This is a genomic window from Vibrio sp. Of7-15, assembly GCF_022347565.1.
Classification (GTDB): Bacteria; Pseudomonadota; Gammaproteobacteria; order Enterobacterales; family Vibrionaceae; genus NORP241.
Map to the genome: position 1 here is coordinate 46,527 of NZ_JAKRGH010000030.1, position 15,605 is coordinate 62,131.

16 protein-coding genes are annotated in these 15,605 nt (G+C 42.5%); 2 read left to right on the top strand and 14 right to left on the bottom strand.

What is annotated here, in order from left to right; genetic code table 11:
* Positions 1-58: 58 nt before the first annotated feature.
* The 6 genes from MHO82_RS22060 to MHO82_RS22085 all read right to left on the bottom strand — a co-directional run bounded on the left by MHO82_RS22060 (position 59) and on the right by MHO82_RS22085 (position 4,983).
* A complete protein-coding gene (locus MHO82_RS22060; protein ID WP_239187948.1) occupies positions 59-313 on the bottom strand; it encodes a hypothetical protein in 255 nt (84 codons plus the stop codon).
* A gap of 249 nt (positions 314-562) precedes the next feature.
* Positions 563-1,162: a recombination mediator RecR gene (gene recR, locus MHO82_RS22065; protein WP_239187950.1), complete on the bottom strand. Its 600-nt coding sequence runs from the start codon at positions 1,160-1,162 to the stop codon at positions 563-565.
* 2 nt (positions 1,163-1,164) lie between these two features.
* Positions 1,165-1,494 (bottom strand): YbaB/EbfC family nucleoid-associated protein, encoded by a 330-nt coding sequence (locus MHO82_RS22070; protein ID WP_239187952.1) that lies wholly within the window; start codon positions 1,492-1,494, stop codon positions 1,165-1,167.
* An 88-nt stretch (positions 1,495-1,582) separates the two neighbouring features.
* The gene (dnaX, locus tag MHO82_RS22075; protein WP_239187954.1) at positions 1,583-3,778 is read right to left on the bottom strand and encodes a DNA polymerase III subunit gamma/tau; all 2,196 of its coding nucleotides are present in this window, start codon (positions 3,776-3,778) and stop codon (positions 1,583-1,585) included.
* A 143-nt stretch (positions 3,779-3,921) separates the two neighbouring features.
* Positions 3,922-4,467: an adenine phosphoribosyltransferase gene (apt, locus tag MHO82_RS22080; RefSeq protein WP_239187957.1), complete on the bottom strand. Its 546-nt coding sequence runs from the start codon at positions 4,465-4,467 to the stop codon at positions 3,922-3,924.
* 117 nt (positions 4,468-4,584) lie between these two features.
* The gene (locus tag MHO82_RS22085; protein ID WP_239187960.1) at positions 4,585-4,983 is read right to left on the bottom strand and encodes a YbaN family protein; all 399 of its coding nucleotides are present in this window, start codon (positions 4,981-4,983) and stop codon (positions 4,585-4,587) included.
* 325 nt (positions 4,984-5,308) lie between these two features.
* On the opposite strand from MHO82_RS22085, the gene MHO82_RS22090 reads away from it, so the two are divergent.
* Positions 5,309-5,776 carry a TraR/DksA C4-type zinc finger protein gene (locus MHO82_RS22090; protein WP_239187962.1) on the top strand — a complete coding sequence of 156 codons (468 nt, stop codon included), beginning with the start codon at positions 5,309-5,311 and terminating at the stop codon, positions 5,774-5,776.
* A 56-nt stretch (positions 5,777-5,832) separates the two neighbouring features.
* Here MHO82_RS22090 and MHO82_RS22095 read toward each other — a convergent pair whose 3' ends face one another.
* Positions 5,833-6,894 carry a response regulator gene (locus tag MHO82_RS22095; RefSeq protein WP_239187987.1) on the bottom strand — a complete coding sequence of 354 codons (1,062 nt, stop codon included), beginning with the start codon at positions 6,892-6,894 and terminating at the stop codon, positions 5,833-5,835.
* A 394-nt stretch (positions 6,895-7,288) separates the two neighbouring features.
* Between MHO82_RS22095 and MHO82_RS22100 the strand changes: the two genes are divergently transcribed.
* A complete protein-coding gene (locus tag MHO82_RS22100; RefSeq protein WP_239187964.1) occupies positions 7,289-8,170 on the top strand; it encodes a LysR family transcriptional regulator in 882 nt (293 codons plus the stop codon).
* Positions 8,171-8,275: 105 nt separating this feature from the next.
* Here MHO82_RS22100 and purF read toward each other — a convergent pair whose 3' ends face one another.
* The 7 genes from purF to MHO82_RS22135 form a co-directional block, all read right to left on the bottom strand.
* On the bottom strand, positions 8,276-9,793 hold the full coding sequence (gene purF / locus MHO82_RS22105) for an amidophosphoribosyltransferase (protein WP_239187966.1): 1,518 nt from the start codon (positions 9,791-9,793) through the stop codon (positions 8,276-8,278).
* Between the two features lie 33 nt (positions 9,794-9,826).
* On the bottom strand, positions 9,827-10,318 hold the full coding sequence (locus MHO82_RS22110) for a CvpA family protein (RefSeq protein WP_239187968.1): 492 nt from the start codon (positions 10,316-10,318) through the stop codon (positions 9,827-9,829).
* A gap of 62 nt (positions 10,319-10,380) precedes the next feature.
* Entirely contained in the window at positions 10,381-10,914 is a 534-nt protein-coding gene (locus MHO82_RS22115) for an SPOR domain-containing protein (protein ID WP_239187970.1), read from the bottom strand.
* Between the two features lie 9 nt (positions 10,915-10,923).
* Positions 10,924-12,183, bottom strand: coding sequence for a bifunctional tetrahydrofolate synthase/dihydrofolate synthase (gene folC / locus MHO82_RS22120; RefSeq protein ID WP_239187972.1), 1,260 nt, complete (start codon positions 12,181-12,183; stop codon positions 10,924-10,926).
* Between the two features lie 15 nt (positions 12,184-12,198).
* A complete protein-coding gene (gene accD / locus MHO82_RS22125) occupies positions 12,199-13,137 on the bottom strand; it encodes an acetyl-CoA carboxylase, carboxyltransferase subunit beta (RefSeq protein ID WP_239187974.1) in 939 nt (312 codons plus the stop codon).
* Between the two features lie 169 nt (positions 13,138-13,306).
* Positions 13,307-14,092: a tRNA pseudouridine(38-40) synthase TruA gene (truA, locus tag MHO82_RS22130; protein ID WP_239187976.1), complete on the bottom strand. Its 786-nt coding sequence runs from the start codon at positions 14,090-14,092 to the stop codon at positions 13,307-13,309.
* Between the two features lie 112 nt (positions 14,093-14,204).
* Positions 14,205-15,605 (bottom strand): FimV/HubP family polar landmark protein (locus MHO82_RS22135; RefSeq protein ID WP_275440732.1); only part of this gene is annotated, 1,401 nt, incomplete at its 5' end.

Genomic DNA, 15,605 nt, shown 5'->3' on the forward strand with positions numbered 1-15,605 from the left:
TTGCCTAGATAAAAAACGGCCACCTACAGTAAAGGTGGCCGTTTTTATATTTAAAGTATTACATTAAACGATAAGCAGGCCTTGGTTTGTTTTTCGTGATTACTTCCACTTCCTTAAACTCTCTCGTTTTCATGATCGCATATAGCAATACCGGTGACTGACTGCGATACACACTTAATAGAACGTCCCCTAGCTCTTCATCCGCAACTTTTTTGTACATTGAGACAGCAGCAATGCAAGCAATTACATTATCGTCCACAATATTGAGCTCTAACACCTGAGCCACTTTTATTAATACGGAAATATCGTTCATCGTAATTTCATGTCCATTTAACTTTTATTATTGTACGGTATAGCTATACCGCTTTTGGCATATCGATATTACAACGTAGAAACAGGGTTCCAAACACCAAAAATGCGCAACAAGTTTAATATCTTGTACGATAAAATGTAAACAAAGGAAAAGAAAGTGATTTGATTGAGAGAAAAGAATTGAATTAGCTTCACACTTTATCGTACGGAGTATGCACTAATGAAGCTAACAATTTATGTTCAGGCGAAACTACAGTTTTTGCCTTCCCATTAATGAATGGGAAAGTGTCATGCCATCAACGAGTTCGAGTTCACCGCCGACAGGAACACCATGCGCAATGCGGCTAGCCGACACTTGATGTTCAGTACATAACTCAGCCACATAATGGGCTGTTGCTTCACCTTCAACGGTTGGGTTTGTCGCAAGAATAACTTCCGAAATATTACCTTGAGATAAACGCATATCAAGCAAGTCTAAACCAATGTCACTTGGCCCAATACCATCAAGAGGTGACAAATGCCCCATCAGGACAAAATAACGACCTGAGAATTGGCCCGTAGCCTCAACAGCCACAATATCTGCTGGGCTTTCAACAACACATAGTTGGCCGTTTTCTTGGCGACGCGGATTTAGACAAATGGCACACGTTTCTTCTTCCGTGAATGTCCGACATTCAGAGCAATGCCCAATTTCGGTCATGGATTGTGAAAGTGCATCTGCCAATTGTAGGCCGCCTTGTCTATTACGCTGCAATAAATGAAAGGCCATACGCTGAGCTGACTTGGGGCCAACCCCAGGTAGACAACGTAAGGCCTCCATCAATTGTTCCAGCAAATGGCTGGTACGCATAATTAGAATGGCATCTTAAAGCCTGGTGGTAGTTGCATACCGCCAGTAACGTCACCCATTTTCTCTTTTTGTGTCTCTTCAACACGACGAGATGCATCGTTGAATGCAGCGGCAATCAAGTCTTCGATCATTTCTTTGTCGTCTTCCATTAAGCTGTCATCCAGCTCAACGCGACGAACGCTGTGACTACCAGTAATAGTTACTTTTACTAGGCCTGCACCTGCTTCACCAGTCACTTCCATGTTTGCAATCTCTTCCTGCATTTTCTGCATACGATCTTGCATTTGTTGCGCCTGCTTCATCAGGTTGCCCATTCCGCCTTTGCCAAACATATTACTCTCTCTTTATTCGCTTGGATGGTTAACTTATGTATCTCTTATATGGGGAATTTGGTTCGTAAATTCAACCCAAAGAACATCATTAAATTGGTCGAATACTCTCTTCATCTACTGCGGCTGAAAAGCGCTGTACAATGAAAGCGACATTCGGATCGCTTTGCAAACTACGCTGAGCCTGCACTAATTTTTTCTGGTAAAGGCTTTCACGCCATTCAAGCGGCGTTACACCTTTCTCGCCCAGCTCTATGTCTAATTGTATCTCACTACCTAGCAAGGCACCTAATTCTACTGCCAGCTGAGCTTGAGCCCGCTCACTGTTTAAATGCGCTTGAGCACTTCTTAAACATAACTGAACTTGCTGGCCATTCTGCTCGAAGGCTGAGTTTAGTGCCAACTGCTGGATCAATTTAGGAACCTTCAGTTTTCCGACTAATGCAGACCAAGCATCTTGCTCTGCCGCCTCTAAAGTCAACTTAGCCACCATTTCAGGTGTTTTCTCTTGCTCCAACGCCTGCTTTTCTTTAGATGGCGTTACCTGAATCACAGGCTTATCTTCAACTTGGGTTGTTGGCTTCCAGCGATAGCCATCATCTTCGATAACATCCACAGGTTGACCGGGCTCAGTAATATGATGCGACGGCTGCATCCCTTTTGATGTAGGGTGCTTTTCAGCTAAGCGATCCAGCACTGAGCTTGCCTTTTTTACAGGCGCCGCATTACTCTTTTTTACATTATCACTCGGTTTAATCTCCCCAGCAGGAGCCAAACCTTTCGAACGACTGCGCAACTGGTTACGTGCAGCCAATAAGTTGGATGCTGGTGAGTCTACTTTTGTTTCACGTGGTGCAGTGGCCGTATTCACGGGCTGAGGAGCTGCCTGCGGCGCTGATTCAACGGGGTTCATCGGAGGTGGAGACATCGGCTTCTGAGCATGCTGTGGTGCATTCTGCATCGGAGCTTGTTGTTGCATGGCCTGTTTTGCTTGCGATAGCCCTCTTGGCTGCGCTGAGCTCTCTTGCGGTGCACTCGGCATCTGAGGTGGTGCCACTCGTTGAGGCGCACTGTGAGGCTGTCTCATCCCACTTTGAGGTGATTGAGGTTGAGCAGCGACAGTCTGCGGGCTCATTTGCTGCTGAATTGGAGCAGGTTCTGCCGCCGGGACATTCACTATTTGAGGTTGATGAGCAGGCATGGCCATAGGTCTAAACGCCAACATCCTCAGCAACATCATTTCTACCCCTGTTTTTCCATCAGGAGCAAAAGGTAAATCTTTACGACCTTGCAATGCTATTTGGTAACAAAGTTGGACATCTTGAGGATCTAGCTGCTTACTTAAGAGCTCGATTCGTTCAGCATCTGGCAAAGACAGATCTAAACTGGCAGGCAATGCTTGATACATTGCAATACGATGTAACTGCGACGCGAGTTCTTTTGCTAAAGCGTCCCACTCAATCCCAACTTTGGCTAACTCCGCCAAACAAGTCATTGCTTGCTGAGGATCTTTAGCAGTCATGGATTCAAGTAAACGAATCGCTTGGTCAGTATCAAGAGTACCTAACATCGTTGATACGATATCGTCACTCACCTGCCCGTTGCCAAGAGCGATAGCTTGATCGGTTAAACTTAACGCATCACGCATACTGCCATCAGCAGCGTGAGACAATAAGCTCACAGCACGCGCATCTGCAGTCACGTTTTCATGCTCTAAAACATGGTCAAGCTGAGTGTGGATTTGATCAACGCTGATGTGCTTCAAATGAAACTGTAAACAACGAGATAGGATCGTGACAGGTAGCTTCTGAGGATCGGTCGTCGCCAGTAAAAATTTAACGTATTCTGGTGGCTCTTCTAGCGTTTTCAAAAGCGCATTAAAACTATGACGAGACAACATGTGAACTTCATCAATAAGGTACACTTTAAAGCGACCACGCGCTGGCTTGTACTGAACGTTATCCAACAGTTCACGAGTGTCTTCAACTTTTGTTCTTGAAGCTGCATCAATTTCCAGCAGATCAACAAAACGCCCTTCATCAATTTCGCGACAAGTACCACACTCACCACAAGGCGTTGCGGTAATGCCTTGCTCACAGTTCAAGCCTTTAGCAAATAAACGAGCAATTGTCGTTTTACCTACCCCGCGAGTGCCACTGAAAAGATAAGCATGATGAAGACGATTATGTTCTAGCGCATTTTCCAACGCTGTTAGCACATGAGGCTGGCCCACAACATCTTTAAAGTGATGAGGACGCCATTTGCGTGCTAAAACCTGATAACTCATAGAATAGTGCCTGACAGAATTAAGGGGGTAATCCTAGCATATACCTAAGTGACCGAAAATACTGATGAGGTTATATTAAGGTCACTTAGTATTAATCTGGCTATTGCAGCCAGCTCTTTTTTAAAGATTGGGCAAATGGCAGATTAATGGCCTTCAAATTCACAGATACTGTACACATCAATATCCAATGCTTGTAGGCGCTTATCACCACCAATTTCAGGTAAATTAATAACAAAAGCAGCGTGGTTAACTTGACCACCTAGCTGACGAATCAACTTTGTTGTAGCCTCAATAGTGCCACCAGTTGCCAGCAAGTCGTCAACCATCAGTACTTTATCACCTTCAACGATAGCATCTGTGTGAATTTCTAACGTATCCGTACCGTACTCTAACTCGTAGCTTTGAGCAATCGTATTACGTGGCAACTTTCCAGGTTTACGCACAGGAACAAAACCAACACCTAGCTCTAATGCTAACGGCGCACCAAATAAAAAGCCACGTGCTTCTGTGCCCACAATTTTGGTAAAACCGCCATCTCGATATGTATCGGCTAATAATTGGATTGTCGCCTGATACGCGGCAGGGTTTTCCATTAGGCTAGTCACATCGCGGAATAAGATCCCTTCTTTAGGATAATCAGGAATGCTTTTGATACTGTCTTTAATTAGAGTAAGAGTTTCTACTGTCATATTTGTAACCGGAGTCAACCGGAACCTATTTTATACCGAGTAAACAATCAATCCGGTATGGCTAAAATAACAACGCCCACTCAGAAGAGCAGGCGCATCCAACACTTCACCATAATGTTAGTTATTTTCAGACTCTTCAGCAACAGGCTCGTATTCAGGCAAGCGATTAAACCACCATAAGAGTGATACCCCCATCACAACTAACATGATTTTTTGCCATAGTGTCGGGATTAACCAAATAGAAAGGCTAAAGCTCATCACCATTAACAGTGATGCTCGTCGTTTAATGACAGGGCTAACGGCACCATTTTCATTCCATTGAATGATTATTGGACCAAACGTCTTATGTTGAAGAAGCCATGCATGAAAACGAGGTGAGCCTCGCATAAAGCACGCACTGGCTAAAAGTAGAAAAGGAGTAGTAGGTAGGAGCGGAAGAAATATACCCAAAAAACCTAGGCAAACAAATATCCAACCGATCACAACAAAAAATAACCTTTTTATCGAATCAGTCACTTCCCCTCCTTTGTAAACTAAAAATTAATACGTCCCAGATATAATTTTGATCCAAGTTAGGGTTGCAGGCAAGGTCGGAAGCAATAAAGCGAGCAAAAAACCAATAAAATAAAATACGTTATAAGGATCTTTAAAATCTTTTTCCATGATGGCCTCTGTTTTTGTTGCCCACTCAATTCCAATCATAGCTAGCGTAAGATTTATCATTACAGCTTAGCTACATTTCGTACACAGCGCGACAATATATACAAAAACTTTAGAAACAAAAACCGAGGAAAAGTAAGGTTTAAAACCGTTTGATCTTAACTTAAAGACAGCAGCCTGTTTGATTCAACCTGCTTTTTATGCAACTGAATTGATTTATATCAGCTCATTACTAACCGACTTTATTACACTGAGACTTACTTGTAGAAAGGACGACGGTAAAAAGGTGGCTAAGATGGACTTCATTGAACAACAAACACAAAAACTAAGTGATGAAAAAAGCCAACTGCTCCAAAAGCTGGTGGGCAATTTAAAAAATCACCATCTAAGCTCTGACAATCAAAACTCTTCTGTCACACACATCATCAAACAAGCTAAAGGGCTATACATCGATAGCCTAAATAGGGACGCCATTAGATTGGAAAAAGTAGATGCAAGCTTAGCCCTCATTGAAACCCAAATGTATGGTTTTTGCGTAGATTGCGAAGAAGAATTAGAAGTTTCACAAATCCTGCAAGATCCAGCCGAAAATCGATGCTTAAAATGCCAACAGCACAGTAGATACAAACATAAAAATAGCACTCAATAATACTGAGTGCTATATGGGGATGCTCACTAACTCACAGCTTCACTTGGAATAAAAAATTAAAGAGCGTCTAAGTTTTTTAAGGTTAAGCTTAAGCTTGATGCTCCTGCTTCACTAAGGGTTAAGTCACCACCCAATGCGCCTACCTGCAATTCAACAACTTTATTCTCATGGCTATTGTTACCCAAATTTTGTGAAGGCTGAATACGAGTAGCAACGGAATTCACATTCCAACACCCACCTAACCCTGCGGGTAAAATTTCAAGCTCGCCATTACATACATTAAAGATCCCAAACAGAGCATTAATGGGTTCTGCATAGCCTGAATGGGTAATCCCTTTTTCAATCAATGACGCTAAATGCGTTAAATCATTTTCTTGTGCGATCCGAGTTCGAATGTAATCGTTAAAAAACGCGCGAACTAAAAGCGCTGTACCCACACCATTTTCTCCCCCAGAACCGGAGTCAACAAAGTAAAAAATCAAACGGCCATCCATCAACCATGAGTAATCCAATACAATCGGCATGCTATCCATCGCTTGCAAAGCACGATAGGTAAATTTCCAACTACCAAGCTGAGAGTCTTGATCGGGTAGTAAGCCGATAAGCAGCTCTCGAGCAGCGTTTGGATTGTCTTTAAGCTGCTCAAGATGCCAGTGTAATTCTTTCTCGATAGGGGCTTCTCCGTCATCTTCAGAAGTACCAAACCACTGGCTCGAAAAATCACGCCCCATCATATCTTCTGAGTTCGTATCTTTTAGCACCGACAACAGTGCTGATTCTAAAATGCTAATATCATCAAGCGGTTTAACCAAAAAGTCTTTTACACCATGCCGCAAGACTTTCGCGACATCTTTCATTTCCCCAGTTCCAGAGACAACGATCATCGGCAACATAGGGTATTCCATGCTCACTTCTTCAACAAACTCCATGCCTGTCATCACTGGCATTGAAAGATCGCACAATAAGATATCAGGAATACTTTGTCTCAGAGCCACTAATCCTTCAAGTCCATTTTCTGCTTCATGAACAATACACGCTTGTTTTTCAAGAAATCCTCTAACCATGCGGCGAAAGATCGGATCATCTTCCACGATTAAGACTTCTTTACCTGCTAACAAACTCGACTCCTCTGCAGATGTACCAATAACAGAACCAAGAGTGTGTGGTACTTCATTTTCTATATTTTCAGTTCTGGTCGGCATAATTTCATCCTTACTTTCTAATTTGCACACCCTTGTTAAAGCATAGGTCTATTCAACAGCATCGTCTTCTTGATACTGTTATTTTTAAGCTCTTTCTTGATAACTGTGACACATAACACACACAAATGTACAATATTTAATACACAAAAATCACTAAAAATAACAACAGTATCAGATAGTAAACATCATACAATTTGTTTAATTATTAATAAAAACGTTTGATATGGAACAAATCCATTGCAGTTTCAGTCATCAATACCTTCGTTCTAAGATACACTCTGGTATCTATACACATTGAACGAAGTATTCTATGAAGCTTGATGATTTAAATCTGTTCCGCCTTGTTGTAGAGCATGGTAGCTACACGGCGGCTTCTCGTTACACTCTTGTGCCTGTTGCCACCATCACTCGCCGCATTCAAGCCTTAGAAGAGTCTCTCAATATCCGCCTCTTAAATCGCCATGCCCGTAAACTCTCTCTCACTGAAGCTGGGCAACGCTTTTACGATGAATGCGGCCCAATTCTGCAAGCCTTAGTAAATAGTAGTGAGCAATTAAGTGAAGAGTGCCGAGGGGCAGCTGGAAAGTTAAAAATTGCAGCACCTTCAAATTTAACAAAAATGCTGATTCAACCCATTTTGAATAAATTTATGTCTATATATCCAGACATCAGTATTGAGTTATCAATGAGCAATCAGCCAGATCAACTCGATCCTACAGAATGGGATGTGATCTTTCGTGTTGGACCACAACGGGACTCAACACTCATTGCACGAAAAATAAGCTCTGTTGAAGATATTTTAGTCGCAAGTCCACGCTATCTAGAAAGTGTTTCCACACCACAACACGCCAGTGAATTACACTCACACATGCTTTTAAAGGGAAAGCCTTTACTAAAATGGCGTTTGAATAACCACCTTGGTGAAACTATTACCATTACTGATCCTGGTCGTTTTGAAGCCAGTGAGCTTAACGTGGTAAGACGCGCTTGTGCCGATGGGTTAGGCATCACACTCATGCCAGATATTATGCTCACTCAATATATGGAAGATGGCAGTTTAGTGAGAATACTAAAAGACTGGTCGGCGAACCCGCGTGATGTCTACATGCTTTATAACCACCGAGAACACCAGCCAGAAAAAGTACGGTTATTTATTGATTTTGTTAGTGACTTTGAGCTTCCCACTTCCTAACTGTTTGCATTGGATCTCAATGCAGTTTCTATTTATAAGAGCCACAAAACTAAAAAGCCAGAGCATAAACTCTGGCTTTTCCCTCTGTGTCATAAAACCTAAGCGTTATGCGCCTTCATTGTGCAACTCGAGGTTAGCAAGATCTTGCTGAATCTCACGTTGAATCTTGGAGTCGTCACTGCGTAAAGACTCAAGGTAATCTAAATAAGACTGATCAATATCATTTGTTACATAGCTACCATTAAACACTGAAGTTTCAAATAATTGCACATCAGGATTACCTTCACCAACAGCATCCACCAAATCTTTTAGATCTTGGAAAATAAGCGCATCGGCACCAATAATTTTGCTGATCTCTTCTACATCACGGCCATGAGCAATTAACTCATTAGCACTTGGCATATCAATACCATAGACGTTAGGGAAACGAATTTCTGGTGCCGCCGATACCATGTATACATTCTTAGCTCCTGAGTCACGAGCCATCTCGATAATTTGCTCAGATGTTGTCCCACGGACAATAGAATCATCAACAAGTAGGACATTCTTACCTTTAAACTCAGAACGAATCGCATTAAGTTTACGGCGCACCGACTTTTTGCGTTGTTGCTGACCAGGCATAATAAAAGTACGGCCAACATAACGGTTTTTCACAAAGCCTTGGCGGTATGGTTTATCGATAATCTGCGCGATTTCTAGTGCAATATCACACGAGGTTTCAGGAATTGGGATCACAACGTCAATGTCTAAGTCGTCCCATTCACGTTTAATCTTTGCGCCCAACTTTTTGCCCATTGCAAGGCGGGCACTGTATACCGAAATCTTATCAATGAATGAATCAGGGCGAGAAAAGTACACAAACTCAAAAATACATGGGTTAAGTTGTGGGCTTTCTGCACATTGCTCTGTGAATAAACCACCTTCAAATGGAGCATACACAGCTTCGCCTGGTGCAATATCACGTACAAAATCAAAGCCTACGGCATCCAATGCCACTGACTCTGAAGCCACCATGTACTCCGTGCGACCATCTACCTCACGCTTACCTAGGCACAGTGGACGAATACCATTTGGATCACGAAATGCAACCATACCATGGCCAATGATCATCGCTGCAACTGCGTAAGCACCTTTAATTTGACGATGTACATTACGTACCGCGTAGAAAATATCATCTTTAGATAGAGGATAGTTTTTCGCGAGATCCACTTGATGTGCAAGTACATTGAGCAGTACTTCCGAATCAGAGGTTGTATTTAAGTGACGGCGATCATGCTCAAACAACTTCTCACGAATCTCATTTGCATTCGTCAGGTTACCGTTATGAGCTAATGTAATGCCATAAGGAGAGTTCACATAAAAAGGCTGTGCTTCCGAAGCGCTAGAACTACCTGCCGTTGGGTATCGAACATGTCCAATACCAACGTTTCCTTGTAATCGTTGCATGTGTCTAGCTTCGAACACATCTTTCACTAATCCGTTAGCCTTACGTAGACGAAAACGATTGCTTTCTATGGTAACAATACCAGCCGCATCTTGGCCACGATGCTGTAAAACAGTTAAAGCGTCATAAATAGACTGATTTACAGGTGTTGCACCCACGATTCCAACAATACCACACATGTCCTTTAATCCTCGTTTGCGAAAGGACTGGCGCTAAAGTGCGCCAGGCAAAAAACTCGATGTTTCTTTTAAATAAGTGAAGAACCACTCAATGACCACCGCAAAGTTAGGGATCAATTGAGATTTCGTCCACCACTCTGCATCTGAAAGTGACGTAAATGCATCAATAAAAAACAGCACTGCAGCGACAATAAGTACGCCACGTAACCCACCAAATACAATACCGAGAATCCGGTCAGTGCCTGATAAGCCTGTTTTTTGAACTAACTGACCAATAACATAATTGACCACGGCCCCAACAACCAATGTTGAAATAAACAATGCAGCAATCGCACTGCCATTTCGTACCATTTCATCATGTATGTTAGTAAAATATACCGCTAACTGAGGGTAGAAGTTACTCGCGACAAAAAAAGCACCAAACCAAATAACTAATGACAGCGCTTCTTTTACAAAACCGCGTATTAAACTAATCAGTGATGAAAGGCCAATTACGCCTAAAATTACAAAGTCGATCCAAATCATGTTGATGTCATATCTTAGTTGGCGCGCATTTTAACAGAAAATCGCGCCACGCAAACGTTTGTTTAAGGATTAAGTGGATTAAATTTCATCATTCGACCTTTTAATCCGGTCAATTTTTCCAGTTTAGGTAGCTCAGATTCCAATTGATCACGGGAAATATCGGGTCCCACAACAACACGAGCTAAATCTCCTGGCTCAGGTTGTTTAGGGTACACATGAGCTTGGAAGCCTTGAGCCCTTAACTTAGTAACCAGTTGGTGTGCATTATCAAAATTTCTAAATACACCCAACTGAACAATCCAAGCACTTTTCTGATAATTATTAACAGGCTCTACCTCATTAATAACTATTTGTGGGTCATCATTATCATCAATAGCGACACTCACTGGCTCATCCGGCAGCTCAGCAGAAAAATCGACAGGCTCTAATACTTCAAAAGTTTCAATTTCTTCTTCGGCATCAGGTTTAATGGGAATGCTGGCAAACTCTTCCTGATAGTGCAATTTTTTACCATCAAAGACATCTGGCAGTACGATGACACCAATAGCAACCAAAATGATGGTGCCTACTAAGCGGCTTTGAAATTTACTTGCCACAGTCACTCCTTATTGAGCCTTGCTCCAATGATCCCATATTTGACCAACCGTATGGAAAGAGCCAAAAACAAGAATAATTTCATCTGACTTAGCCATTTTCTGAGCTTGAACAAATGCGTCCACCGGAGCTTTAAATTCCTGAGTTCCAGTAGGAAGGTAAGCCATTAACTCACTAGACGTGGCAGCACGAGGGCCAGACAAAGAAGCCGGATACCAAACCTCTATGTATGCTGAAAACTCAGCTAAAGTCGACTCAATATCTTTATCATGAAGCATGGCAACAACACCATGTACTTTTTTCCCCGGATACCGCTCTTTAAGCTGGCCAACCAGGTATGCCGCAGAGTGAGGATTATGGGCTACATCAAGAATAATGGTTGGCTCTTGACTTAATAGCTGCATACGGCCAGGCAAATACGCTTTTTTAAGCCCTTCAACAAGGTGTTCATCCGTTAGCTCTAAATCAGAAGCCCCTAACGCCATTAATGCTGTCGCAGCATTAGGAAGTGGAAGATTTGGCAATGGTAAATCAGACAAATCGAATGCACCACACTGCCAGTTCCACTTATCACCATCGATTTGGTAATTAAATTGATAACCAACTTGAAATAGCTCTGCATTGATATCATCAGCATGTGCTGCAACACTGGCTGGTGGATTCGGCTGCCCACAAATCGCAGGTTTGTCTGAACGGAAGATACCGGCTTTCTCAAAACCGATAACATTAATATCATCACCAAGCCAATCAACATGATCCACCGCTAAGCTCGTAATCACTGAAACATCATGATCAACAATATTGGTTGCATCTAGGCGTCCACCTAAACCGACTTCAAGCAGAACCACATCCACTTGATGGACTTTGAATAAATGCAACGCCGCTAATGTACCAAACTCAAACAAACTTAAGCTGATATCACCACGAACCTGTTCAATGAAGGAGAAAGCTTGGCTGTGCTCATTATCCGCAAGATCTTGGCCATTGATACGTACTCGCTCATTATAGCGAATTAAGTGAGGAGAACTGTAAACACCTACTTTGTAACCAGCTTCACGTAAAATGGCTTCCATAAGTGCACAAGTAGAACCTTTGCCATTTGTACCAGCAACGGTAATAACATAAGGAGCAGGCTTAACTAACTCTGCTTTTTGAGCCACCGCTTGAACTCGATCTAAACCCAGATCAATCGCACTGGTATGAAGTTGCTCTAAATAACTAAGCCACATCGCGAGTGGCGATGTGGCTTGAGGAGGAAGAAGTTGAGACATCAATAATAAACCGCTTTATTCTTTTTCGGCTGCGACTTCGCTCTCTTCTGAAGATTCTGCTTCTGGAGTTTCCGTTGCTTCTACAACTGGAACTACTAAAGGTGATGCTTGATTAGTCATTTTTGCAATCAAACCACCAATACGTTGGCGCATCTCACGACGGTCGACAATCATGTCAATCGCACCGTGCTCTAGTAAGAACTCACTACGCTGGAAGCCTTCTGGTAGCTTTTCACGAACCGTTTGTTCGATAACACGTTGGCCAGCAAAACCAATCAATGCTTTAGGTTCACCGATATTAACATCACCTAGCATCGCTAGACTAGCAGAAACACCACCCATGGTCGGATCTGTTAACACAGAGAAGAACGGAAGACCTTTTGAGGACAAACGCTCAAGAGCTGCACTGGTTTTTGCCATTTGCATTAACGACATTAATGCTTCTTGCATACGTGCACCACCACTTGCAGAGAAACAAACTAACGCACAATTATTTTCAATCGCAGCTTCTACAGCACGTACAAAGCGAGCACCAACTACAGATCCCATAGAACCGCCCATGAAGGAGAACTCAAAAGCACAGGCAACAACAGGTAAATCTAATACTTTACCTTTCATTACCACTAGTGCGTCTGTTTCACCACTCGACTTCTGTGCAGCAGAAATACGATCTTTGTATTTTTTAGAGTCTTTAAATTTCAGAAGATCTTTAGGCTCAAGCTCTGCACCTAATTCTTCACGATCACCTTCATCAAGAAATGCTTCTAAACGTTTACGCGCTTTCATACGCATATGGTGATCACACTTAGGACAAACGTCTAGATTACGTTCAAGCTCTGCGTGGTATAAAACCTGATCACAAGAAGTACATTTAGTCCATACACCTTCAGGGATAGACGCCTTACGAGAACTAACGATGTTGCTTTTATTTAAAATCTTTTCAAGCCAACTCATGGAAGACCTTTTCTTTGTATTCCCCAGCTAAAATAGCTAGAGAGAAGTAATTCGTAAATTTTTAGCAGAGAGGATTAAAGCACAAACTTCCCTCTCTGTAGATAAAAAACTGGTTGTACCTATTTTACAATATCGAATTAATACGCCGTTATATAAATAATCAGAGTAATTAATCAGATAAAAAAAGCGGGCCTAGCGGTACTCGTGGTAAATCCAACTCAGCTGGGTAATCAACATCAATAAGATACAATCCCTCAGCTTTTGCTGTTGCGGCTGCTAACGTACGATCTTTAGCATCTAATAGCCATTTTATCCACTCAGGATCTTTTTCGCCTTTACCAACAGCAATTAGGCTTCCTGTTATATTCCGTACCATATGATGAACAAAAGCATTCGCTTTCACATCGATAACAACAAAATCACCATACCGTGACACTTTCAAGTGCATTAGATTACGCCATGGACTACGAGACTGGCAATGAGTGGCACGGAAGGATGTGAAGTCATTCTCACCTAATAAATACTGACCAGCTTCGTGCATTTTTTTCACATCAAGAGGATCATGATAATGACTCACGCCATGCCCTAAAATGGCCGGGCGTAGTGGGTTATTAAAGATAATGTAGCGGTAACGACGTGCCGTTGCACTAAAACGTGCATTAAACTCATCATCCACTGGTTTTGCCCAGCGAACCGCGATGTCTTTTGGTAAATTAGCATTCACCCCCATCGTCCAAGCGGCAATTTTACGAGTAGCATCAGTATCAAAGTGAACTACCTGCCCTGTACCATGAACCCCAGAGTCTGTACGACCAGCACATTGCACGCTTACAGGATGGTTAGCAACTATAGACAACGCATCTTCTAATTTTTCTTGTACACTGATCACATCTCTTTGACGTTGCCAGCCAAAATAATTAGCGCCATCGTACTCGATACCTAAAGCTATTCGCATAGTTTTGTATTCACTTTCATTAATTACGACTAAAGCCGACAATTATAAAAAAAGGCGGTGCTTATCGCTACCGCCTTTAATAAGTATAAAGAAAAATTTTACCTTAAAACCATTAACGCTTAATTTGAGCGAGTAATGCTTCCACTTCTTCTTTTACTGACTCATCACCCAACTGGATTGCCTCTTCTAATAATTCAAGCGCCCCTTCCTGATCACTCATTTCAAGGTATGCTTTTGCTAAATCAAGTTTACTAGAAGCTTCCCCACCAACATCAACATCAAACTCCTTGACATCGCCAAGCACATTTGGGAAGTCATCAAGCCCTACATCAAGGTTCAAGTCTTCCTCTTCGGTTGGCGACTTTTCGCCAGACTCGGCTTCAGCCATTAGCGCTTCAATGCTTAAATACTGATCCTCCCCATGAGGGTCATATTCCACCTCAGGCTGCTCAGACCAATCTTCTTTTTCTAGTTCAGGCTCTGGTGTTGATTCTGTAGTCCATGCTTCTGACTCATCTTTAGGAATATTTTCAGCGTTGGATGAAAGATCAAAGCCATCCCAATCATCTCCCGTGTCTGTTAGTAAGTTATCAAGATCAAGACCAGCACTTTCTATATTCTTCTGGACTAAAGCGTCTAACTCTTCAGAGGTCACGCTATTTTGATTAAATGCCTCACTCAGACCGGATGGCGCATCATCAGGTGTACTTACACTATCAGCATCATGTTCTTCGGCATCTTTTAAAGCGTCAGCTTCACCAAACTCAGGTAAGTCAGAGTCAGATAACACAGTATCAGTACTTTCCGATTCCTGGCTCTGTTCGCTCGAATCTAACTCAGCCAGTGCATCACTTACCGATAAACCTTCGAAATCTGATTCACCTTCACTAAGCTCTGCCAGTAACTCATCGCTATTATCAAGATCTAAATCAGTATCAAAGTCATTTGTTTCAGCTGATAGGCTATCAACATCATCAGCAGGTTCAGGTAAATCGAACTCAGCTTCCACTTCAGGTTCAGCGGCAGTCAAATCAAGATCGTGCACACCAAAGTCATCTGATAAAGAATCTTCCACTTGTTCTGAGGTTGATGATTCCAATGGCTCAGAAAATTCAGCTTCTAATTCCGATAACAACTCATCGCTGTCATCTTCTGCAATGTCGCTGGTTAACTCACTTTCTGGTACTGCTTCTGGCTCTGTAACTAATTCAGCATCAGTGTTCAGTTCTTCCGGTGCATCCACGGCCCAGTCATCATCTAGCGAGTCCAAGTCGTCCAAAGACTCTGACTCTTCCAGAGACACTTCGCTTTCAAGCTCAGGTTCGTCAGCAACCACTGGCTCTTCAAAGGAGAAATCATCTTCGATTGAATCCAGATCGGCGTCATCTGAGACATCTGTGCTGTCTTCGGTCAGCTCAACATCGTCCGCTGCAAGCTCGGCTTCTGGCTCAGAAATATCCGCGTCTAATTCCGATAACAACTCATCGCTGTCGTCTTCCGCGATTTCGTCTAG